At 41.5% G+C, this 22,422-nt stretch carries 22 protein-coding genes; 9 read left to right on the top strand and 13 right to left on the bottom strand.

Annotation, left to right across the window (positions count from 1 at the left end):
- Positions 1–202 precede the first annotated feature (202 nt).
- Entirely contained in the window at positions 203–1,867 is a 1,665-nt protein-coding gene (locus tag BM003_RS16550) for a PucR family transcriptional regulator (protein ID WP_093674739.1), read from the bottom strand.
- Positions 1,868–2,099: 232 nt separating this feature from the next.
- On the opposite strand from BM003_RS16550, the gene BM003_RS16555 reads away from it, so the two are divergent.
- The 4 genes from BM003_RS16555 to BM003_RS16570 are packed head-to-tail and all read left to right on the top strand — an operon-like array spanning position 2,100 to position 6,120.
- The gene (locus BM003_RS16555; RefSeq protein ID WP_093674740.1) at positions 2,100–2,795 is read left to right on the top strand and encodes a CoA transferase subunit A; all 696 of its coding nucleotides are present in this window, start codon (positions 2,100–2,102) and stop codon (positions 2,793–2,795) included.
- The gene (locus BM003_RS16560; protein WP_093674741.1) at positions 2,774–3,430 is read left to right on the top strand and encodes a 3-oxoacid CoA-transferase subunit B; all 657 of its coding nucleotides are present in this window, start codon (positions 2,774–2,776) and stop codon (positions 3,428–3,430) included. Before BM003_RS16555 ends, BM003_RS16560 begins: the two co-directional genes overlap by 22 nt.
- Before the next feature lie 29 nt (positions 3,431–3,459).
- Positions 3,460–4,641 (top strand): thiolase family protein, encoded by a 1,182-nt coding sequence (locus tag BM003_RS16565; protein WP_093674742.1) that lies wholly within the window; start codon positions 3,460–3,462, stop codon positions 4,639–4,641.
- 45 nt (positions 4,642–4,686) lie between these two features.
- Entirely contained in the window at positions 4,687–6,120 is a 1,434-nt protein-coding gene (locus BM003_RS16570) for an amidase (RefSeq protein WP_093674743.1), read from the top strand.
- Positions 6,121–6,383: 263 nt separating this feature from the next.
- Here the strand turns inward: BM003_RS16570 and BM003_RS16575 are convergent, their stop codons facing one another.
- The 11 genes from BM003_RS16575 to BM003_RS16625 form a co-directional block, all read right to left on the bottom strand.
- Positions 6,384–6,707 carry a hypothetical protein gene (locus BM003_RS16575; protein WP_093674744.1) on the bottom strand — a complete coding sequence of 108 codons (324 nt, stop codon included), beginning with the start codon at positions 6,705–6,707 and terminating at the stop codon, positions 6,384–6,386.
- Positions 6,708–7,064, bottom strand: coding sequence for a type II toxin-antitoxin system Phd/YefM family antitoxin (locus tag BM003_RS16580; RefSeq protein ID WP_093674745.1), 357 nt, complete (start codon positions 7,062–7,064; stop codon positions 6,708–6,710).
- A gap of 610 nt (positions 7,065–7,674) precedes the next feature.
- Positions 7,675–8,478 carry an arsenite methyltransferase gene (locus BM003_RS16585; RefSeq protein WP_093674746.1) on the bottom strand — a complete coding sequence of 268 codons (804 nt, stop codon included), beginning with the start codon at positions 8,476–8,478 and terminating at the stop codon, positions 7,675–7,677.
- 17 nt (positions 8,479–8,495) lie between these two features.
- Complete coding sequence (arsC, locus tag BM003_RS16590) at positions 8,496–8,924, bottom strand: arsenate reductase (thioredoxin) (RefSeq protein ID WP_093674747.1); 429 nt, start codon at positions 8,922–8,924, stop codon at positions 8,496–8,498.
- Between the two features lie 16 nt (positions 8,925–8,940).
- Positions 8,941–9,981, bottom strand: coding sequence for an ACR3 family arsenite efflux transporter (gene arsB / locus BM003_RS16595; protein WP_093674748.1), 1,041 nt, complete (start codon positions 9,979–9,981; stop codon positions 8,941–8,943).
- Positions 9,978–10,322, bottom strand: a complete 345-nt coding sequence (locus tag BM003_RS16600; RefSeq protein WP_093674749.1) for an ArsR/SmtB family transcription factor — start codon at positions 10,320–10,322, stop codon at positions 9,978–9,980. Before BM003_RS16600 ends, arsB begins: the two co-directional genes overlap by 4 nt.
- Before the next feature lie 556 nt (positions 10,323–10,878).
- Entirely contained in the window at positions 10,879–11,091 is a 213-nt protein-coding gene (locus tag BM003_RS16605) for a hypothetical protein (RefSeq protein ID WP_093674750.1), read from the bottom strand.
- 84 nt (positions 11,092–11,175) lie between these two features.
- On the bottom strand, positions 11,176–11,505 hold the full coding sequence (locus BM003_RS16610; protein WP_093674751.1) for an HAD family hydrolase: 330 nt from the start codon (positions 11,503–11,505) through the stop codon (positions 11,176–11,178).
- A gap of 925 nt (positions 11,506–12,430) precedes the next feature.
- Positions 12,431–13,738 (bottom strand): MFS transporter, encoded by a 1,308-nt coding sequence (locus BM003_RS16615; RefSeq protein WP_093674752.1) that lies wholly within the window; start codon positions 13,736–13,738, stop codon positions 12,431–12,433.
- A gap of 306 nt (positions 13,739–14,044) precedes the next feature.
- On the bottom strand, positions 14,045–15,376 hold the full coding sequence (locus BM003_RS16620; protein ID WP_093674753.1) for an MATE family efflux transporter: 1,332 nt from the start codon (positions 15,374–15,376) through the stop codon (positions 14,045–14,047).
- 217 nt (positions 15,377–15,593) lie between these two features.
- Positions 15,594–16,505: a class I SAM-dependent methyltransferase gene (locus tag BM003_RS16625; protein ID WP_093674754.1), complete on the bottom strand. Its 912-nt coding sequence runs from the start codon at positions 16,503–16,505 to the stop codon at positions 15,594–15,596.
- A gap of 170 nt (positions 16,506–16,675) precedes the next feature.
- Between BM003_RS16625 and BM003_RS16630 the strand changes: the two genes are divergently transcribed.
- Complete coding sequence (locus BM003_RS16630) at positions 16,676–17,080, top strand: NUDIX domain-containing protein (RefSeq protein ID WP_093674755.1); 405 nt, start codon at positions 16,676–16,678, stop codon at positions 17,078–17,080.
- Positions 17,081–17,086: 6 nt separating this feature from the next.
- Positions 17,087–17,959, top strand: a complete 873-nt coding sequence (locus BM003_RS16635; RefSeq protein ID WP_143128492.1) for an aminoglycoside phosphotransferase family protein — start codon at positions 17,087–17,089, stop codon at positions 17,957–17,959.
- 683 nt (positions 17,960–18,642) lie between these two features.
- Here the strand turns inward: BM003_RS16635 and BM003_RS16640 are convergent.
- Complete coding sequence (locus tag BM003_RS16640) at positions 18,643–19,611, bottom strand: quinone oxidoreductase family protein (protein ID WP_093674757.1); 969 nt, start codon at positions 19,609–19,611, stop codon at positions 18,643–18,645.
- Positions 19,612–19,753: 142 nt separating this feature from the next.
- Between BM003_RS16640 and BM003_RS16645 the strand changes: the two genes are divergently transcribed.
- The 3 genes from BM003_RS16645 (at position 19,754) to BM003_RS16660 (ending at position 22,337) form a co-directional block, all read left to right on the top strand.
- Complete coding sequence (locus tag BM003_RS16645) at positions 19,754–20,356, top strand: TetR/AcrR family transcriptional regulator C-terminal domain-containing protein (protein ID WP_093674758.1); 603 nt, start codon at positions 19,754–19,756, stop codon at positions 20,354–20,356.
- Between the two features lie 552 nt (positions 20,357–20,908).
- Positions 20,909–21,247 (top strand): type II toxin-antitoxin system PemK/MazF family toxin, encoded by a 339-nt coding sequence (locus tag BM003_RS16655; RefSeq protein ID WP_093674759.1) that lies wholly within the window; start codon positions 20,909–20,911, stop codon positions 21,245–21,247.
- Positions 21,248–21,413: 166 nt separating this feature from the next.
- Positions 21,414–22,337 (top strand): nuclease-related domain-containing protein, encoded by a 924-nt coding sequence (locus BM003_RS16660; protein WP_177184848.1) that lies wholly within the window; start codon positions 21,414–21,416, stop codon positions 22,335–22,337.
- Positions 22,338–22,422: the final 85 nt, after the last annotated feature.

The following is a 22,422-nucleotide window of genomic DNA, read 5'->3' on the forward strand; positions in this document are numbered from 1 at the left end:
GTAGCCATATCTTACATCGGTCGATCACAAACAAAATACTCGAACAGGTGGGACTCAAAAATCTAGTCCATCTGTTCGAGCATGCACACTTAAGCTATTGAACCGCCGTATACGGACCCGTACGTACGGTGGTGTGAGAGGTCGGAGAAATTATCTCCTCCTACTCGATATTCTGTTTTCACACCATCTCTAGGAGCAGATATTAACTGGAGAAGGATTGACTTTCCAAATAATGGATCAGCTTATATGCGAAAATACCGAGTTGTAATTTCATCCGGTCATCTGTCAACTTTAAGTCCAGACCGGTTTTTGTCTCTATTAGGTTTAATCTGTATTTTAATGTGTGTCGGTGAATGAAGAGTTTATTAGCTGTAACTTGTATATTCTCATTATTTAATAGATAGGCATCAGCCGTTTTAAATAAATCAACACCGTGACGTTTTTGATGAATGAGATCCCCTAGATAGTTGTTATATAGACTTTTTAAATCAAAACCGGACTCCTTCATTTCAATAAGTACACTGTATAATCCAAGATCCGAATAATGGACGGTTGTCATGGATTTATTCAGTAATCTTGAAAGCTTCACAGCATATTTCGCTTGTTTCGCGCTTTTTGACAGTCCTTTAATACCAACACATTCATTCCCTATCCCAATCTGCAGCAAGTTATCATGAAAATGATAATCCCATTGTTTTTCGATTTCATCGATAAGCTGGTAGCAATATTTTTTTATTTGATTCGTATTTTTGCCTGAAACGATTGTCACTAACATAATAGATTTTAATTTTGTACGGATAATGTATTGCTTTTTCTCTCTTATGAACACTTGATCGATCAGTGCATAAAGACGGTTGATCTCCTGATTTATAGTCTCATCATTTGTGTTTTCAAATGTGAAGTAAAAGACAGTTTGTTTAGCTGTGATATCATAGCCCAGCTTTCTACCTTTCTCAATAACCGTAGTTTCATTTGAATAATTCTGATGTATGATTTCCTCAAGAAAATCTCCCTGTAAGAGAATTTGCTTCTCCAAGACGGCTTTTTGTTTTAGATACTCAATCGCGCACACGGTCACCGCATGACCAATTGCAATGTCATCCAGTTCGTTCCAGGTTTTCAGTGGTTTTATAATCATGATCCAACCGAAACAATATTTTCTAGCGATAATGGGACATGCAGATAATCGATATTCTTCCACTTCTCGATGTGTATAATGTCCTTCGGTTTGGCAGGACTTAAGGAATTCTTTAATATTAAACTCATTTTCTCCAAAAAAAATATTATTTTCAGAACGGATTGAAATAAAGGGGTTCTGGTTTACCTTGTAAATTAATTCACAAAAATCATTAAAAATATAGGTGCTGGCGGTCGTGAGGTTAGCCAGTTTTTTTGTGATTTCTGAAAGACTTTGATCATTTAATATTAAACTCGTTAATTCTTTGTGGATACTTAGTGAATGTTCGAGCAAGGTCATTTGCTTATTTACTATTTGCTCCAAAATGGCTTTTGTAATCATAGAAAAATTAATCTGTGGAGGAATTTTAATGAGAGGCGTGCCACTTTGATTTGCTGCATGAATAAATCCTTCGGGAATTTCAGATAAATAGAAATCGGTATAAATAGCGACACCTGATAACTTTTTGAGATGTAATAGTTTTTCAAACTCTGCTTGCTTTTCCGTGTTATCATGCATATCAAAACCCGTGGTAATTAGGAACTCCCCGTGCTGAAAACGCGTAATATCTTCGACTACCTCGACAGTTGTGACCCACTTAATATCATTATTGATCCCCTTTTGGCCGGCGATTAGAGATGTATGTGCCATAACAGGCAATTGAAGTGCTTCGCGAATGCTAAGAGCCAAGGCGTACCCCCCTAAACTATTTGTTTCTTAATATAAGTCTATCACATAAATTTATACAAAGTGTACAAAGAGAAGTTTGTTTTTTCTTAGCGTTGGCTAATAGAAAGAACCTATTATTCAAACAATAATAGATATAACAAGAAAATACAAAAGATATAAAATTCACTAACTAATTATGGATCGGGCCATAAAATGACTTTTGGCAAATAATGAATGGATGGTGGCTGAGCGAATGGAGCAGGTATCTTCAAAAAAAAAGACTGTTGATCAGGCATTGGTGTATATCAAAGATGAATGTCGTCTCATGTATGGTGGCTTTGGTGGGATTGGCAGTCCTCCGACGCTCATTGAAGGCATATTTGAAAAAGGTGTTAAAAATCTTCACTTAATCGGGAATGATGCCGCCTTTCCAGAAGTTGGTGTGGGACGGCTGATTTCAAATGGTCGTGTTAAATCGATGATTACAAGTCACATTGGCTCCAATCCAAATTCCGGAAAACTGATGTCGGAAGGAAAATTGGACGTTTCATTCTATCCGCAAGGCACACTCGCTGAAAAGATACGCTGTGGAGGAGTAGGTTTGGGCGGCATTCTTGTTGATATTGGTATGGATACAATCGTCGACGATGGAAAACAAAGGGTGGAAGTGAACGGAAAAACATATATGCTTGAACCTGCGTTAACAGGAGATGTCGCCATTGTTTACGCAGAGAGAGCCGATGAATACGGAAATCTCATCTATGATAAAACGGCGAGAAACTTTAACCCGCTCGTCGCCATGGCTGCCGATATCACGATTGCCGAGGTAAAGGAGATCGTTCCAAGAGGCGCGTTAAACCCTGAAATGATCGCTACACCCGGTGTTTTTGTTGACTATCTTGTTGAAAGCAAAGGAGTGAACTGGACATGGGCATGGCAAGAGAATTAAGACAACGCATTGCGCGAAGAGCGGCACAAGAAATCACTCGGGGAATGGTTGTCAATCTTGGAATAGGCATCCCAACGCTGGTGGCCGATTTTATACCTGCTGACTGGCGGGTTATGTTTCATGCAGAACATGGGGTTCTCGGTACGGGTCCTTCTCCTTTAAAAGGAGAAGAAGATGAACATTTATGCAACGCCGGGGGATTGCCTGTGACCGTTGTTCCGGGAGCATCTTATTTTGACAGTACGATGGCATTTGGCATTATCCGTAAAGGGCTCCTGGATGTCACGATCTTAGGTGCTCTGGAAGTGAGTGAAAAAGGTGATCTTGCCAACTGGATTGTTCCCGGGAAGTTAGTGCCAGGCATGGGTGGTGCCATGGATCTTGCTCAGGGCGCAAAAAGGGTAATCGTTCTGATGAGTCATGTGAATAAAAAAGGGAAGTCGAAAATCGTTAAGACATGTACTTTACCGTTAACAGCCAGAAACTGTGTTGACTTAATTATTACAGAGATGGCGGTTATTGAAGTGACAGTTGATGGATTAGTCTTACAAGAAGTGATGGAACCTTATAGCGTCGATGAAGTCGTACGTTGCACAGAAGCTCCGCTGATTATTTCGGGAAAATTAAAAGGATAAGAATCATTTGAAGATGGGTGGTTGTTTTAATGAAAGAAGTTGTGATTACCTCAGGTGTGCGCAGCGCAGTTGGTAAGTTTGGAAAAACATTGATTCATGTCAGTGCGTCTGAAATGGGTCGCCAGGTATTGGAGGGATTGATGGATCGGACAACCGTTAAGAAGAATGAAGTCGGTGAAGTGATCTTTGGACACGGTTATGTTCATGGAGGCGGACTGAATTCAGCACGAATATCTTCGCAATTGGCAGGATTTCCACGGTCGGTTCCAGCTTATATTGTCATCAAAGCGTGCGGTTCCAGTTTAAAGGCGATTGCAAATGGTTTCTTAACCATCGCGTGCGGACAGGAAGATACCGTTATTGCAGGCGGAGTTGAGAGCATGAGCCAGGTGCCATACATCATGAGAAACAGATGGGGGAAAAAGTTCGGTAATCTTCTCATGGAGGACGCTCTGCTTGCGGACGGATTAACATGTTCGCTAGCTGAAGAGCATATGGGGGTAACAGCGGAGCGACTGGCAACACAATATGGCATCAGCCGAGAAGAGCAGGATGAATATGCATTCAATAGCCATAAAAAAGCAGCACAAGCCATTCAAAATAGGAATTTTTCCGATGAAGTAATTCCTTTGAAAATTCAATCCCGTAAAGGCATTAGCTATTTTTCAATAGATGAGTCCGTTCGTTCTGATATTTCCATCGATAAACTACAAAAGCTTCCTGCCGTCTTTCTTAAAGATGGAACAGTAACAGCTGGAAATGCATGCCCGATGAATGACGGAGCAGCAGCGGTCATGATGATGTCAAGGGAAAAAGCTGAAGAGAAAGGACTCAGCCCACTCGTGAAAATCAAAGCTTATGCCTCAGCAGGTGTTGAACCGAATGTGATGGGTATCGGTCCAGTTGCGTCAACCAGAAAGGCTTTAAAAATAGCAGGTATGCAATTGGAAGATATTGGATTGGTTGAGCTGAATGAAGCATTTGCTGCTCAATCGCTGGCCGTTATTAAGGAATTGGAGCTTAATCCTGAGATCGTTAATGTTAATGGTGGTGCCATTGCACTAGGGCATCCTGTAGGGGCAACGGGTGCAAAATTAACCATCACACTTATGAACGAAATGATTCGCCGCAAAGAAAAATACGGTCTAGTCACTTTATGCATGGCTGGAGGTATGGGGATAACGGTCATTTATGAAAACATGCGTCTGTGAACCATCGAATAAATAGTATTTAGTGCGTGAGAGGAGAGAAGTGAAATGAACATTCATGAGTTGTCGGCAGATGCATTACTTGCAGGTTATCGATCGAAGATATTGTCCCCGGTTGAAGTCGTTCGAGCACTTTTCAAATATATTGAGGAATCGAACGCAAAGGTGAACGCGTTTGTCACCCTGAATAAGGAGCAGGCTCTGATTCAGGCAAGAGAATCAGAGAAACGCTATGCAGAGGGCGTCAACATTCGTGCGCTGGAAGGCATACCTGTGGCGATCAAAGACTTGGTCAACACAAAGGGCATTCGGACAACCTATGGCTGCCTTGCATACAAGGACCATGTTCCTGACCGGGATGCGACCGTCGTTACACGGGTTAAAGATGCCGGTGCTGTGATTATGGGGAAAACAAACACACCTGAATTTGGATTTAAAGGAACGACGGAAAATCCTCTGTTTGGGCCATCACGCAACCCATGGAATTTGACAAAACAAACGGGTGGATCAAGTGGCGGTGCGGCTGCAGCAATTGCATCCGGCTTTATTCCTATTGCGCAAGGAGGGGACGGAGGGGGTTCGATTAGAATTCCGGCATCCCTCTGCGGGGTGTATGGATTCAAATCCACTTTTGGTCGTGTCCCTATTGATAATAATGTTAATGATGTGTTTGGCAGTCACAATCCGTTCATTCATTGGGGTCCGATCGCACGCACGGTGACGGATGCAGCTTTGATGTTCGATGTGATTCAAGGTGATGCGCCGACAGATCCATTTTCTTTGCCAAGAATGAATCTGTCTATCTACGAAACGTTGAAAACTAAAGAACGCAGTAATTTTGTCATTGGCTACACACCGGATTTCGGGATTTTTGAGATTGAGGAAGAAATAAAAAGTGTATTTCTAAAAACGATTGATCGTCTTCGTGAATTGGGATTAAAAGTGGAACCAATGGATATTCAAATGAAAAAAACCGAAGCAGAATACGTTCATTATTTTGATAAAGTGTGGACCACACATCTGAGTGCCAGTGCGGAACCCCTATTAGAAAATCATGCGGATGAATTATCGGATGGACTCAAGAACATGATCCAGAGAGCTCGAGGATTGTCCGCTATTGATTTTGATAAATTAGGCGGATACCGGTCCTATCTGTATCAAACCATACAACATTTGTTTGACACGTATGATGTCGTCCTTTCACCGACGCTTGTTTCCTCAGATATTAAATTTGATGCGTTTAACCCTGAACAATTAAATGGACACGCTATTGATCAGGAGAACGATTGGACACTAGCCATAACGAGTATTTTTAATTTAACGGGTCATCCGGCGGCGTCACTTCCGGTTGGCTTTACAAAAGAAGGGGTTCCAATCGGAATGCAAGCGATTTGTAAACGATTGGATGATGTTACACTATTTCAATTCGCAAAATGGATTGAAAACCATATCAATACGCCGACATTGGCTTCTCTCAAATAATACTTAAAGAAGACATGAGTGAGCGACATCGAGCGGCCGGTGGAAAGACGAAGCCATCTATCAAATCGATCTGCGGCGTTTTCTAGGAGATCCACCTGTAACTATGTTTTCAAGTACGAACAATACTACCTGCATATTACACGAAAAAGCGCCGGATTTAAATTCAGAAAGAACCAGGCGTTTTTCGCCCAGTCCTTTCTGATACAAATAAGAATGTACAATGATTGGCGGAATCTAGGAACTTCGCTCGTTTTTTTGAATTATTATTCAGGATTTTTGTTCAAACGTTCCGATGCAATTCGAAATACTTTGTCGTTCTCACGTTGATTTATGGTGACGATCTGAACAATTTGAGCTTGTCCATTTATAATTCGGAAAATAATGCGTATGCCTAAACGTCTAAATTTGATTTCCTTACATCCACGAAGCAGCCCAAAAGGTGTATTACTCAACGGTTTCCCAATTTTGTCGGCACGAAATTCTAATTTGCGAAATGCTTTTTCAACGAATAGTCGTGATGATCTATCAAGTTTGCTAAATTCAATGGCAGCAGCCCGACTAATAAATTCGATTTTGAATTTGGCCATTTACTTAAATAAATCCTCGTCTGCAATGTCATCCGGGTTAGAAAGCTGATAACGTGCATCGTCTTCAACAGACATTAAATGATTCAGTGAAATCACTTGTTTTGAATCATATTCTTTTATGCGTGCGGCGGCTTCGCTATAGATCAAACGATCCTCTAGATCGTGTATACGTTCGTACATTTTTTCATACTGTTTGTAATCGAGGATCACAGAATCGAATTTCTGATTATCAGTAATAACCTGTGGTTTGATTTTTGCCCGCTTCCGAACGGCGCTGAACGTCTTCACAACAATGGACGAAGGTATAATCTGATCTTCAGAAAATGTAGGCTTTGTCATAACATGTTCACCATCCATTCTTAAAGTCCTCCTTTTGATTATTTCTTATCCTGTAATTATTATACGGAAAAGGGAATGCATAGTACATGATATATGATGATTAATATTATGTATAGTTATGTGTATACGGTTTTTAATCCTTACAATACTTGCATTTTTTCATAATGGTCTATTTTTTCTTTGTGCCAAGCCGCTTTCTGCTCTACTAGTTAAATAAAGTTTCAGATAATTGATGGGGCAGTGTGAAAGCATACAGCGACAATCAGAATGCTCTTTTACTGCGTGCATTCTCTGTAAACAGTACATTTCAAGGACAAGGAATTAATCCTTTTCAGAAAGGAGAAGAAAAAATTCCTGGTTAGTTTCGTTGCATTTCTTGCCACGTTATTTATGTTCTTTTTTGTCGGCTCGGCGATTCTTTATCCACTGATTATCTGCACGTTCATAGCAGGACAAAGAATGGTGCATTCACGCAGCAAAAAACAGTGTCAAGAATGAGGAATGCTTCGGCGGTGCTCGATCTGCAAAAATTAGAATCACTTTTACCGGTATTTTGACTCTTCCAATAATGAAAAAGAATCCTTAAGGATCATCTGATCTTTGGATTCTCATTCTTTTGCTTATGTGATTATTTTACTGCTTGAATGGTTGATGAGACGATATACTTATCAATGCCGACCCCTGGCAGCCATTCTTTAATGAATGATTTTGATTCATCCTTGGGCTTAATTTCAATTTGCGCGAAGCCGTTTTGCTCGAGCATGTGTTGCAGGTCGTTAATGGAAGAAGCACCGGAAACACAGCCGGAGTACGATACATCCAAATCGTTTTTTATTTCCTCCGGCAGCTCGGCCGTCAGAACAACGTCGGAAATAGCCAACCGGCCACCTTTCTTCAAGACACGGAACGCCTCTTTGAATACTTGCGGCTTGTCAGGTGAGAGGTTGACGACGCAATTGGACAGAATCACGTCAATGGATTGATCAGCGACCGGTAAATGCTCGATTTCGCCTAAACGAAAATCAACCCTTGAAAAGGATCCTTTTTCTGCATTCGATCTTGCTCTGCTGATCATTTCCGGCGTCATATCCACACCAATGACCATTCCGTTGTCGCCGACTTGCCGGGCGGCAAGAAAGCAATCGAATCCGCCGCCGCTTCCTAGATCTAATACGTTTTCGCCGGGTTTCAGTGACGCAATGGCTTGCGGATTGCCGCAGCCCAGTCCGAGATTTGCGCCGACAGGCACAGCATTTAATTCATCAGTTGAGTAGCCCAGCTGCTCGGAAACATCATTTTTGTTTTCTTGTGTCGCGCAGCAGCCGACATCAGAGGAAGCGCATCCGCAAGATGATGCCGACACGTCCTGCAGAGCGATTTGTTTGTAACGGTTTCGTACATTTTGTCTGATTTGATCTTTCGACAGTGCCATAGGAACACACTCCTTGGTTAGTGAACTATTTTTTCTTCTTCAGCGAATGCTTTAATTTTATCTGCAATGCCGTCTCGAACATTTTGGAAAATGCTCCAGATTTCTTCAGGTGTTCCCTTCACTTTTGCCGGGTCGTCAAATCCCCAATGCTCTCTTCTTACTTGAGGAGGAGTCATCGGGCACCGATCTTCCGCATCGCCGCATAGCGTGACGACAAGGTATGCGCGGTTGAGCAGACTGGGATCAATAAGTTTGGACTCGTGGTTGGAAATATCGATGCCGGCTTCGTTCATGACGGCGACTGCGTTTGGGTTCAAGCCATGCGCTTCGATGCCTGCCGATCGAACCTCGTAATCATCACTTAGATACTTTTTTCCGAACCCTTCGGCCATTTGGCTGCGGCAGGAGTTGCCGGTGCAGAGAAAATAAATAAACTTTTTTTCCATTTCACGAACCACCTTTTTACGCCTTTTCATGGCGATTGAATTGATTTCTAAGTCGTAGAGCAACGTTGACGAGTGCAATCATGACTGGAACTTCAACGAGCGGGCCAATAACAGCAGCAAATGCTTCGCCCGATTGAATGCCGAAGATCCCGACGCTTGTGGCAATAGCAAGTTCAAAATTATTGCTCGCTGCGGTAAAGCTGAGCGCGGATGTTTTGCCGTAATCAGCCCCCGCTTTTCTTGCCAAAAAGAACGAGATGAAGAACATGATCACAAAGTAGATCAGCAGCGGTACGGCGATTCTAATAACATCAAGAGGCAGCTGGATGATCATGTCGCCTTTGATCGAGAACATAATGATGATTGTAAAAAGCAAAGCAATCAGAGCAAGCGGACTAATCCGCGGACAAAAAACAGCTTCATACCATACCTTTCCTTTTATCTTGACGAGAATCAGCCGAGTCAGCATGCCGGAAAAGAAAGGAATACCTAGGTAAATCAGCACACTCTGAGCAATATCAAGCATGGTGATCGAGATGCGAAGGCTGTCTAATCCCAGCCATCCCGGCAATAAAGTAACAAATAAATAGGCGAATACAGAGTAGAACAAAATTTGAAAAATAGAATTAAATGCAACCAATCCGGCAGTGTATTCACGATTTCCTTGAGCAAGATCATTCCAGACGATGACCATGGCGATGCACCTGGCCAGCCCGATCATGATGAGTCCGATCATATAGGCCGGATAGTCATGGAGAAAGATAAGTGCCAAAAGAAACATAAGAACAGGGCCGATCAGCCAATTCTGCACCAAGGACAGGAACAGGATTTTGACATCTTTAAATACCATTCCCAATTCTTCATAGCGAACTTTAGCCAAGGGCGGGTAAAGCATCACAATTAAGCCAATAGCGATCGGAATGGATGTTGTTCCGGCTTGCAAGCGATTTAACGTGCTTACAAAAGATGGAATCAAGTAACTGAGCAAGACTCCAAAAATCATTGCCGAAAAGATCCATACGGTTAAATAGCGATCGAGAAAGGACAACTTTTTCATTTTAATGTCTCCAATGGAATGCTCAGGCCGGTTGCTTGACAGTCGCATGTTTTGGTCTCCAAGAGCGGCAGTGCCTGGATAATTTCTGTTACATAGCTTGGAAGCTGATCATTAAGACGGTAATAGACCCAAGTTCCTTGCTTGCGTTCGTTGATTAAACCGGCCGCACGCATTTTCTTCAAATGCTGACTGATTGCCGGTTGCGATAAATCGAATAAATCGACAAACTCGCAGACACATCGTTCACCTTGTTTTAAGAAGGCAAGCATTTTCAACCGAGTCTTGTCACCGACAATCTTGAGCAAATCGGACATGGATTCAATAGTCTTATCGTTGTTCATATATTTGTCCTCACTTATATAATAGTATAATTATATTAGTTCATACTTATATTCAAGTCAAATCAAAACACTCCACGAAATAAATCAGAGCTTTCATGGAGTAACAATAAGGTTGTTTACTCATGCTGGCATAGCAGTATTCAACCACATATTTCATGACAAAAATGTTCGTTGCTGCTCTAAAGATTAGAGAAATGGTCTGTTGCGTAGTAGACGCGAGATGCACAGCAATCTGTACGAAAAAACTACAGATAGGCGGTCACCTGCTAAATCAGGACAGCAGCCGAGTTTGAGGTTAGACCGAACCCGTGGAAAGCTAGACCGAAGAGAGGAAAAGTTGAACCTAATGAGTGGAAAGTTGAACCGAACCCCTGTGAAGTTCAACCCAAGAGAGGAAAAGTTGAACGCTGATACTTTAGCCTGAACGCTGATTCTTTTCTCTGAGCGCTGATTCTTTAGCCTGAACGCTGATTCTTTTCTCTGAGCGCTGATTCTTTAGCCTGAACGCTGATTCTTTTCTCTGAGCGCTGATTCTTTAGCCTGAACGCTGATTCCTTTAGCCTGAACGCTGATTCTTTAGCTTGAGCGCTGATAATTTAGCCTGAACGCTGATTCTTTTCTCTGAACGCTGATACTTTAGCCTGAACGCTGATACTTTAGCCTGAGCGCTGATTCTTTTCTCTGAGCGCTGATTTTTTTCTCTGAGCGCTGATACTTTTCTCTGAACGCTGATACTTTTGTCTGAACGCTGATACTTTTGCTCGAACAATGCAAAATTGGTCTCTTTTACTCATGCATTTTTACTGCGCGCTTCGTCTTTACTGCATAACAGCATTATTCTCAGTAAAGAACTTTAGAAAACTTTTGCATCGTCAAAGAGTGGGGATGTCCGCCAATGCTGAAACATTAAGTCACTTAATTCGGTTTCGTTTAGGGATGAACCAAAGTGATCAAGGGTGCTTTTTAATGAAAGAGTTTCGAGTGTGCGCTGAGTTTTAAAGTTATCGCCATAGCTTTGATTAACGTGCTCTGAGAATTTATGCCACCAGTAAGCGCCGATTTCGGCGGGGCTTGCGTTCGTTCCGCAACTCTTTTTAATCTTATTGCAAATATATGAAATGACTTGTCCGTCTTCATGAACAACCGTGCCGTAAAAATCTAAGAAAAACGCTTTTATCGGCAATTTGATTACTCCAGAATTTTTTATTGAGAAAACCTATTGGGACGATCAATGGGAATAATTTTAGTTTACTCTTCTTCAGCAGCGAACTAAATTATTTTAAAAAAGTTGATGAAAAACATTTTAAATAGCTATATCCTTTGTTTGAGAGGAGAGGAAGCAATGGATATCATTGTCGAACGATTTGAAGCAACACCAATTTTGTACATGCGCAAGAAACTAATCGTGGAAAGGGGCGAACGAGGTGAGATTTTCAACTTTAATGTTTCGATTTAAACAAACTTTTAATGAACTTCGTAATTAGTTGAATAAAATCTAGATCTTTACTTAGAACTCTCAGTAATTGAAAAAGGACTACACCACAGAATATAAATATAAAAATAAATATAACCAAATTTATAATATCATTCATAAAAACCCCTCTTTTTAAATATGCTAATATTTTCGGGAAATGGAAAGGTATGTGTTGAAAAACTAGTTTCCTATTTATTGTCGCTCTTGCCTCTACGTACTTTAGTATACCAAGTAACTCTGCCTTCGCGAAGGATCAAACGTCTTCAAATGGTGAATAACTGTCTTCAAACGTTGTGATCACCAAAGATAATATTTATCAGTTTTTAGTTTATTTTGGGATTGATTTTAATAACCTTGCTATTTATAAAATAAAAGAACAAGATCGAAGAATGACAGTCCAGAATTTATCCAAACACCCAAATCAGATTAAAAAAACTAAAGAAGGCATACTCGGAAAATCTATTAGTGGTCGTACGCATTATGAAAGATAAAATATCGTTCCCATGAATGTTGATCTGTTGTCTAGCAGTAACTAATAACAGACCATTTTTTGCGAGGAAGTATAAGCTTTGCGCTTTAGCTTGGAATTTCTATATAAGAGAGCGGTGGTCCTGCGGCCGCCGCTCTCTTATAATCATGCTGATTTTTTATTTTCTAACTTCCAGATATTTTTGTCTGTAAGAAATGGTAAACAAGATAATGTCCCTACAATGCCGATTACCATAAATAAGAAAGCGGCTCCGGAACCTTTCCCCACCCCAAATAGAAAACTCCACAGACTATGAGGTTGCTGTACGGCCATAAATGGTTCAAATACCTTATCGATTAAAATGCCTCCGCAAAAATAGCCGACAGGGATCGAAAAAAATTGCAGCGTGTTCCTCACAGAATAAACGCGTCCCTGCATTTGAACGGGAACTATTGAACGAAGTAGTACGTCCATCTGCGCAGTCATAACTGGAATGAATAGCCATCCTAGCACTGCGCCGAAACACCAGATCGGGGTACTCCTTCCGAAAGCGAGAATGAAGTTCTCTGTACTCATTGAAAAAAGTAAAGAACTGAAAATAACACGAACGCGGCTCTTTGGAGTCGGAGCGACTGTGACCAAAATGCTTCCGAGCACCATTGCCAGTCCTGAAAATGTGTTCACCATCCCAAGTGCCGTTTTTCCCCCGACTGTTCGTGAAAGAATCATCGCCGGCAGGGCGGCATTGAAAATTGAAACGGTAAAATTGATTATGGAAAGAAATAAAATCAAGTCAAGAATACCGCGATTATTTTTAAGAAAGTTCAGCCCTTTTTTTGCGGATTGCAAGACCGTCTCTTTTTTGTCAGGTCTCTGCTTTGCGACGTTTGGAATCTTAATAAATCCTAAAAGAACAATAAAAGCGACGGAAAAGGTCATCAGGTCAAAGAAAATAACGACTTGAATCGTTGTAAAAGCCAGCATGGTAGCAGCAAGTGCCGGAGTCAGCACCGTAATCAATGAGTTGGAAAGAGAACGTACGCCGCTGACTTTTTGGTAATGTTTCGGTGAAGTGAGCAAGCTTATGGCTACTTCCGACGCGGGTTGCTGCACCGTGTTCATTAGGCCGTTTAAAGCATTGATCAAATAGAGATGCCACAGTTCAAGAGTTCCTGTTGTAAGTAAAACGAGAACAGTTGCGCTACATAGTGCGGCAAAGCTGTCACAAACCAGCATGGTCAATTTTTTGTTCCACTTGTCGCTCAATGCCCCCGCAAAAATACTGAGCAGAATGTAAGGAACATAGGAACAGATGGTCAGCAATGCCGTCATAAGTGCTGATCCATGCTGTTGGTAGACCCAGATCACCAGTGCGAAATTAGTCATTTCACTGCCCAGCACCGAAAACGATTGTGTGATCCAAAGAATAAAAAAAGTGTGCAGTTCACTTATTGTCTTTTTTAAATTTTTCATCTTGACTTTGCTCCTTTTAATTTAATGGTTCTAAATTAAAGTGCAAAGCCTAACGGACGATGCTAAACGTGCTCCATGCAGGTTCGTCCTGAGTTAGACCTTGCACGGAGCATTGTCAATGCAGAGCTTCATTTTTGCCCAGCCTTTCTTCAAAATTTATTTCAATTTCACTATACCATAGACGAATCCCCTTGACAGCGGTATTTTTCTGCCTTAAGACAGGATAAAAAAGGTTCGCTTGCTCAGAAAAACTAAGGTGTGATGTTAAAAAGCACCTACCATGATCTTCATGGAGGTGCTTATAAGTTAATGAGCAACGATTTGCTCCAAATGCTGTACATTTCGTGAATAGGCGATTCTCATACCTAGATACATCGCGAAATAGTCGACGAAAAGGCCTATTGCAATTCCATAGATTCCGAGATGAAGCGGGAATGTCGTTAAGATCATAATCACGAGCGCGGTCGTGTGGATAACCAGAGTCGCGATTAATACAAATGTGCTTTTTCCGACGGATTGCAGGGCAGCCTTATAAACTTCAAACAAAGGATTGAACAGGTTGGCCAGCCATAGGAGCAAAAAGATCCCCGAAGAAAATCCGATCAAATGGGAATCATTCGTGATCGCCCCGGCAATAGGTGCCCGAAACAGATAGAAGATGATTCCTATCACAGAAAAAAGAATCATCGTCAGCAAAGAGGCAATTTTCGGATAAGCCTGCAAATCATTTAGTCGATGCGCGCCGATGCTTTCACTAACCAACGTGAGCAGCGCGCTGCTGTACATAAATGCCGGAATCAAGCCAATCTGGAGCAGTTGTCCGACAAGCAGATAACTTGAAAGGACAAGCGTCCCCAAATGAGCAAGGATCGCATTGAGTACGATGACAAATAGGCTACCCTGAAGCAGTTCCTGCCCCATCAAAGGCAGGCTTTTGCGAATGATCGATCGCACGTTATTTGGTCGAACTCTGAGTGCCGCCCGAATGTCTTTTCTCAGCAGCCAGCAATACGCGAGTACATCCATGCTCATCGTGATCATACTGGAAAACGCGGCACCGGCGACACCAAGCTGAGGAAAGCCGAACTTTCCAAAGATGAGCAAGTAATTCAGACCTGTGTGAAACAAGGCGGTCGTTGTGGAAATGAGCAAAATCCATTGCGTCCGTTTCTTGATTTTCAAGCAGTTCGTCAATGTGAAAATTAACAATTGAAGGAGCATGTAACCACTCATCAACGAAAGGTATGTTAATCCTTCATGAAGCGCGGCACCGGAAAAACCGTAGACCACCTTCAATAGTGTCCCGCCAAATGACAAGCAGAGGATGCCGAAAATGATGCCGAACAGCAGATCAATCAAGAGCGAAGATGATAGTGTGCTCAAATACTTATCTTCGCGATGCTCGCCAATTGCTTTTGAACCTAAAATGTTTAAAACAATGGCAATGGTTCCGAGAATTCCTGCCATGGTATACAGAAAATTGCCGACCGCGCCGACCGACGCATAGGCGGATACAGACAGATGCCCAACCATTGCTTGATCAATCAATTCTATGGATAAGCCGAAAATCGAGTTGGCGATTAATGGAACCGCCAATTGATTAAGCGGCTTGATATACAGTTTTAAGTTTTCCTTCATCCAGAGGACTCCGTTCTATTATGAATTCCCATCAGCTTGCGTAACCGATGGGAAAACATACTCTGCGACGTCCATGCGAATCACCTCCTCATTATTCGAGATTAAATACATGTTCAGTGTACGCCTCTTTTGGGTGCGACTCCACCAACTTTCTCACAAAAGTTAATCAAAAAAGCCAATCCGTCTCTGAGCGGATTGACAAGGGTATTTCAACTGATTATCTTTTAACAGCGTGAATATAGTGGATCGTTTCAAATGCGGATAAATAATCCTGTCGCTCATTATAGTAGCGTTTGTTTATATCATCCGGGGATAAATGCTCGTAAACAAGCAAGCCAGCGTTTTCCAGCAAGCGTTCCAATTCGGTAAAAGAAAAACAGCTTTTCATCGGTTCTCCGCTTCCGGCAGCCATTTTGACCATATTCTCCACCCGGTTGCTCCGCCTTTTGGTTTCAAACAGGGTTTCGTCTGCATAATCAAAGACGATCGAACTTCCTGAGGGGACAAGATCAAACAGATTTTTGATCAATTGAGCATTCTCTTCTTTTGATAGATAATAGGAAACGCCAAGGAGACTAAAAAAGGTTCGCTTGTTTTCAAAGCCTTGGTCAACCAGCTTTTGATTGGAAATGTCATGTGTAAAGTCCATCGCCACAAAATGAAGATGATCCGGGATGGCCAAATGTGCATCAATCAGCCGCTTCTTTTTAAGCGCCTGCGTCGCGGGATGATCCACTTCAAATACCTGAAGAGAATGGCTCACCTCCGGATGACGAAAACAAAACGTATCCAGTCCGGCACCGAGGATAACGTATTGGGTTGTGCCCAAGTCCATTTCATGGAATAAAATTTGCTCACAAAAGGCTGCACGAGCCAAAGGTGTTGGCGAAAGTTGAACTTGAGTAATCCATTTTAAGATTTCATCCGGTTGATTTGTGAGTTGATTGGCAATATCTTTGTTGAAAAAAGTAATTCCCTGAATCATAGTTTTCTTAATCTGATCAAATTCTTCAGCGGTAATTAATTGAGCGGCGACTGAATCATCGAACACTTTCGGCTGGTCATATCGACTGTGATAGGCACGACTGAATGCAGAAACGAGTGCAGTGATACTTGATTGATCCTTCATAGAACAAGACACCCCACAAAAAAATAAGATTCCCCCGGCCAGGAGAATCTTATTATAACCGAACATTTATTTAATGTAATTATAGCATAAAATCACTTTTTTTGCAAAAATTTCGACTTTTTCTATACTCATTATGGAAATCAATAGATTGAATGTATAGGAGATTGATCATGAGAAACCGCGGATCGATTGTCACTATTACAGAGGGTAAAGTAGCGTTAATCGAGCGTATGAAAAATGGAGACCACTACTATGTTTTTCCCGGGGGCGGAATCAAAAAAACTGAGACTCCGGAGCAGACAGCAATTCGAGAGGCTTTCGAAGAACTCGGTGTGACCGTAAAAATTGATCGGTTTATTGACGACTTTTTCTTCAATGGCAGGCAATATTTCTTTCAAGCTACTATTCTAAGTGGTGAATTTGGCAAAGGTGAGGGCGAAGAAATGACGCATCCTGATCCTGAAAAGGGCAGTTATCGTCCTGTATGGATGAATCTGTCCGAACTGCTTCATCTTGATGTTCGACCACATGAAATTGCGAAAGAGATTTATTCTTGGAATAGAAAAAGAGGATGAGTGTTTGTGAGAAAAGAAGAAATGATTCGTTTTGTCAGGCGCACTGTGCCGAAGCTGCCCATTGATACGAGTGAAATAAAGACGAACGGCTGGGACAATGACATTCTGATCATAAACAAACAGCAGGTTTTCCGTTTCCCGAAAACAGATCAGATTATCGACCAAATCAAGAATGAATGCGAGCTTTTAGAGCAGCTTTCACAAAAGAATTCTGTTCTGCAAATCCCACGATACAAAATGATTTATGAAGGAGAGGTGCTCAAAGCGGTGACCTATCCTTTTTTGAATGGGGAGGCCTTAAATGAGCACTCTTTTGATGTGAGGAAGAATCCGGAAAATGCTCAATTGCTTGGCGATTTTCTCACAAAGCTGCATCAACTCAAGGGGAGCCATTTGCCTTCAATTCATACTTTTCCCTATTGGCAATCGTTATTTGAATCGCTGAGAAGTAAGGTGTTTACAGCATTGCGTGATGAAGAACGCCATGCGATTGAAGACGTGTTTACCCGTTTTTTGAACAGATACACGGCACTCAGCTATAAAAAGGTGCCCATTCATGGTGACCTTTCAGCGTCTAACATCCTTTTTGACAGAGCTGAAAATCGAATCAGCGGGGTCATCGATTTCACAGATGCACAAATGGGTGATCCGGCCTTTGATTTTGCCGGAATCTACTGGAACTACGGACCGGAGTATACGAGAAAAGTACTTTCTTTCTATCATATAGATGAGTCAATTGAAGCGATGTTCGATCGCATAAGTACATTTTATGGACTACAGCCGGTTTTCCATGAGCTGCTCCATTCAGTCAGCAATAATGAAACGATTGATGAGAAGCAACTTGTACGATTTATGGATTTAAAACAATTGGTATACTGATGGAACTGAGCAAACTGAATTTGATTATGTGGCGAGCCCTGTAGCATAAGTTCACAAAAGACTGAAGAAATTGAGAGTCAGAACAATGGCAGGAATACGCCTCCAGCTGTAAGAGCAACGATAAGTTGCAATAAAAAGAGGTTGTCTCAAAAGTTATTTTTTGACTATGAGGCAGCCTCGTTCACCACAAAACTTTGTTATATCGCCTAGTATCTATTCATTTACGCTATTAACTATTTGAACAACTATTTGCTGAGGTTGAAAAGAAGATTCAGGAGGCGCAGCTACCACACCTATCTAAACGGACCCAACCGAACAGCTACTTCAACAAATTCGGCAAACTCTTCATATCATGCAACTAGAGACAAAATCAATCGAATCCTTGGCTAGAATTTCCTAAACTTATTTTCCATGTGGTTACCAATCCAATACTGTACTCCTTTTAATATCATGGGGTTTCGATATGGATGATGCCAATGAATCGTACGGTGAAATTGGTAATGACGAGGCACACCTGAATTCTTTGTTTTTGTTTGCCGTTGGAAACGCTGGTGTGGCAAATGATGATGCATGTCTTTTGATATACTAAATGTTACAGCGATTTTTTGGACAATTACTCCATGCCAATGATTTAAGTGATACAGCATAATACTCATCCTCCATTTTTAAAATTTTTTGATCGATTAAATGACAATGACCGCCCGTTTTCCTGGAAGGTCGTTTTGCTGCCACACTTTTTCAATGTCCTTAAGTGGAACTTTCTCTATGTCCATTTGAAGCTTATTGCCTCGTATCCACTCCCATACTTGCTTAGTCCCCTCTTGCATCAATTGAGGAGATAAACCAGCAGTACCTCCGAATATCTCAAGCCCTGTTGTTCGAAGTGAATCAGCGGAAAGTGAAAGTGTTGATCCGGCCTTTTCACCAATCTCGACCAGACGTGTCCGCCGATTCGTTAAATTCAGTTCTTTCGGTACAAAAGATTGAATAAGCAATTCTGTCACATGACCCCACAAAAAATCGAGAACAACATCACAGCCCCTTTGGATTTCTTGCCTGAAAACATTAATGAGTTGTTCCTCATTTTGCTTAAGGTCTATCGTCAGATCCGCACCCAATTGACGGACTTTCTTCATCGATTCTTCATTTCGTCCGGTCGCGACAATCCGACCTGCACCTAGAAGTTTGGCAATTTGAACAGCCAACTTTCCTGCAACCCCAGTTGCTCCATTAACCCACACCGTTTCTCCCTTCTGTAGTTTGGCACCCAATTGAATGGGTAAAAGTGAGGCCAATGCTGCAGAAGGTAATGCTGCTGCCGTAACGGGGTCGACACCGTCAGGTATAGGAATAATATTTTGGCTGGCAACGACTGTTTTTTCAGCAAAAGCTCCATATGGCGGCCTCATACCACCAAAGCCAACTAACTTACCACTAGACAATTCGCCAATTCCACTTACCCCAACAACGGAAGGAAAGCTTGGAAAAAATTGACGACTGGCAAAATGCGTTCCCTTGACTGTTTCTCGAACAATGTTATCAAGTACAAGAGCTTTAACATGAATCACCACTTCATCTTTGCCAGGCACTGGATCCGGTAATTCCTCAAAATGCGGAATTTCTCCAAATTGATGCAATACAGCGGCTTTCATTAAACGTTCCTCCTCAATAAATATTCTAACATATATAGACTATTTATACATGTTTAATCTAACGTATATAGATTGATAATGCAATATTGCTCTATCTAAGTTAAAATGTAAACTAAAGATATTCTTTGAGGAGCTGAATAAATTGTCGATAAACAAAAAAATTGTTATAGATGAAGCTTTAAAACTTCTCAACGCTGAAGGTATTAGCAATGTCAGCTTACGGGCAATAGCAAAACGGCTCGATGTCAAAGCGCCTACATTATACTGGCATATTAAGAATAAAGCGGCACTGCTTAATGAAATGGCTGAGCAGATACTTCAATCACAGCTCTCAGACATATTAATACGTAATCCCCAGGACAACTGGCGAGAGTGGCTAATTCATGTGTTTAATCAATTAAGGAAGGCGTTACTTTCATATACTGATGGTGCTCGAGTTGTTGCCGGCGCACATTTTTCGCAGACCATGGCCGATTTAAATGAAAAGGTTCTTCAAGTGCTTCTTGCATCCGGAATCAGCCTGCGAGACTCCCGCTTGCTTCTTCTGACAACCACTCATTTTACCTTTGGCTATGTCATAGAGGAACAGACCAATCTTGATACCGAGATGAGAAAAAACTTCGATATGGAACTTTTTGCGCAAAAACATCCTGTCACGATTGCAGGTATTAAGGAGTATTTTAATTCTGGTCGTAATAAAGAGGATCTCTTCAATGATGAATTGAAGCTAATCATTAAGATTTAATGATTGGTTTTTTCGTGCTATTGCCCGCTCTAAAGGGTTCAATAGAGACACCTGACCTATGCTCTTTATGAGGATCATATTCAGCAAAATTTGGCTTTGATTGGAAATGCCTGTGTAACAGTAAAAATTGGCAATGGGAAATAAATGAAAATCGTGTTCCGCGAGAAGTATGGGTTAGCCCCTATCGCTGGTATCATATATGCAGCAGTATCAGGGCTTTCAACGAGTGTGTTGAAGGTCTTTTTTACGTACATAATTGTGAGATGGCACAATGGGTGTTAAAAAGAACAAATTCGGACGGAAAAGGGGAATTTGCATGACAACAAAAGTTCAAATGTGGGGAAACAGTCTTGCCGTCCGTTAGCCTCGATCAGTTGCAGAATCTGCGGGTATTGAAAAAGGAGCGGAACTTGAAGTTTCGATCCAGGATCAAGAAATCATTTTGCACCCAAAAAAATCGGAAGTGACTCTGGATGAACTGCTTTCCAAAATCACATCTGAAAATCGTCATGAAGAAACGGATCTTGGCCAAGAGGGGAATGAATTGTTGTAATGACCTATGTTCCTGAACGTGGTGATCTTGTTTTCCTTAACTTCAATCCCCAGTCCGGCCATGAACAGGCGGGACATCGCCCAGCTATTGTTTTATCTCCAGAAACGTTTAATAGAGCCACTCATTTTGCACTTGTATGCCCCATTACTTCACAAAAGAAAGGCTATCCGTTTGAAGTGGATCTTCCTCAGAGTCTTTCCATCGAGGGTGTGATTTTAACGGATCAATTAAAAAGCTTGGATTGGCATGTATGCCACTTTTATTATAAGGATAAAGCGCCTTCACATGTCATTGATGATTGCCTTGAATTAGTCAAAATCATTCTGTTTTCCAAATGAGGAGCCCCTAAAAACAGGAATGAAAGCCGTTTGTGTCGAATTGTGAAGTAAGTTCATTTGAAAAGGATGATGCCTACTGATTTCAAAAGAAATGTTATGTCCCTTGCGTTTACTTTCCGATCACGCTTTGCTCAGCCATTTGCCTGCTAGTCATCAGGCACGAAAGTTGGTAGAAAGTGATGCTGCAAAGCTTTATGCAGGATGGAAAGGGGAACAAAATCTTGCGTATTACCTTAAATGTATTTCTGATCCGACGATTCGTATTTTTTATGATCTCCACTTAAAAGAGTGTCAGATTGACGTTCTGCTGCTCACTCCCACGTTTCTTTCCATTTTAGAAGTTAAAAATTATTCTGGAGTTCTCTCTTTTTATAATGATCTTGGCCAAGTGGTCCGAACCATGGGTGGGCGAAGGGAAGGTTTCGCAAATCCGATTTTGCAAGCAAACCGTCATCGCATGTATGTGCAACAATGGCTCACCGAGCGCCATTTTCCAGATATTCTGATTGAAACAGATGTTGTCATTGCACATCCGAGCACGATTGTGGACAGTTCCGACAAAACAGTTAAAGAACATGTTTTTCACGCTGAAAAAGCGCCAATCAAACTACAACGGATGATCAACAATTATCAAGGTAGTCCGAATTACTCCAGATTTTTACCACAAATTGAGAAAGCACTCCTTAACGATCATCATGATCCATTTCCTGATGTTCTGCAAAAATTTGGTGTCTCCTCGACAGATCTTCAGCGCGGAGTTTTGTGCGAGGCCTGTCACCATTTTTCCATGCAGCGTATCTCTGCCAATTGGCAATGCGCGCGTTGTGGTCATCGATCAAAAAACGCGCACCGTTCGATGATTCTCCACTATTTTTTACTTTTTGGCCCCACAATGACTAATAAACAATGCCGCGACTTTTTAAAAATTGACAATGCAAAACTGATGATTGATCTGCTCAACAAAATGAATCTTAAACGTGAAGGAATCGGTCCGGGCAGAGGACAGTATTATTGCTCACCTTCCTATGAAACTTTTGATCAATTATTAAGTCCGGAAATAAACAATAGGATATGGAAAGCAAAAGATTGATCAGTCAATCGGAAATGTATCGAATGAGAGAAAAGTTGTATCGAACTCAGTGAAAATCGTAACGAACACCGACAAAATCGAATCG

This window comes from Sporolactobacillus nakayamae (assembly GCF_900113325.1).
GTDB lineage: Bacteria > Bacillota > Bacilli > Bacillales > Sporolactobacillaceae > Sporolactobacillus > Sporolactobacillus nakayamae.

Coding starts and splice junctions, on each gene's coding strand:
- BM003_RS16655 (WP_093674759.1), top strand. CDS start 20,909: ATGACCTATGTTCCTGAACGTGGTGATCTTGTTTTCCTTAACTTCAAT.
- BM003_RS16620 (WP_093674753.1), bottom strand. CDS start 15,376: ATGAAGGAAAACTTAAAACTGTATATCAAGCCGCTTAATCAATTGGCG.
- BM003_RS16585 (WP_093674746.1), bottom strand. CDS start 8,478: ATGGCACTGTCGAAAGATCAAATCAGACAAAATGTACGAAACCGTTAC.
- arsB (WP_093674748.1), bottom strand. CDS start 9,981: ATGAAAAAGTTGTCCTTTCTCGATCGCTATTTAACCGTATGGATCTTT.
- BM003_RS16565 (WP_093674742.1), top strand. CDS start 3,460: ATGAAAGAAGTTGTGATTACCTCAGGTGTGCGCAGCGCAGTTGGTAAG.
- BM003_RS16630 (WP_093674755.1), top strand. CDS start 16,676: ATGAGAAACCGCGGATCGATTGTCACTATTACAGAGGGTAAAGTAGCG.
- BM003_RS16640 (WP_093674757.1), bottom strand. CDS start 19,611: ATGAAAGCCGCTGTATTGCATCAATTTGGAGAAATTCCGCATTTTGAG.
- BM003_RS16580 (WP_093674745.1), bottom strand. CDS start 7,064: ATGGATGGTGAACATGTTATGACAAAGCCTACATTTTCTGAAGATCAG.
- BM003_RS16560 (WP_093674741.1), top strand. CDS start 2,774: ATGGGCATGGCAAGAGAATTAAGACAACGCATTGCGCGAAGAGCGGCA.
- BM003_RS16575 (WP_093674744.1), bottom strand. CDS start 6,707: ATGGCCAAATTCAAAATCGAATTTATTAGTCGGGCTGCTGCCATTGAA.
- BM003_RS16555 (WP_093674740.1), top strand. CDS start 2,100: ATGGAGCAGGTATCTTCAAAAAAAAAGACTGTTGATCAGGCATTGGTG.
- BM003_RS16625 (WP_093674754.1), bottom strand. CDS start 16,505: ATGAAGGATCAATCAAGTATCACTGCACTCGTTTCTGCATTCAGTCGT.
- BM003_RS16600 (WP_093674749.1), bottom strand. CDS start 10,322: ATGAACAACGATAAGACTATTGAATCCATGTCCGATTTGCTCAAGATT.
- BM003_RS16570 (WP_093674743.1), top strand. CDS start 4,687: ATGAACATTCATGAGTTGTCGGCAGATGCATTACTTGCAGGTTATCGA.
- BM003_RS16615 (WP_093674752.1), bottom strand. CDS start 13,738: ATGAAAAATTTAAAAAAGACAATAAGTGAACTGCACACTTTTTTTATT.
- arsC (WP_093674747.1), bottom strand. CDS start 8,924: ATGGAAAAAAAGTTTATTTATTTTCTCTGCACCGGCAACTCCTGCCGC.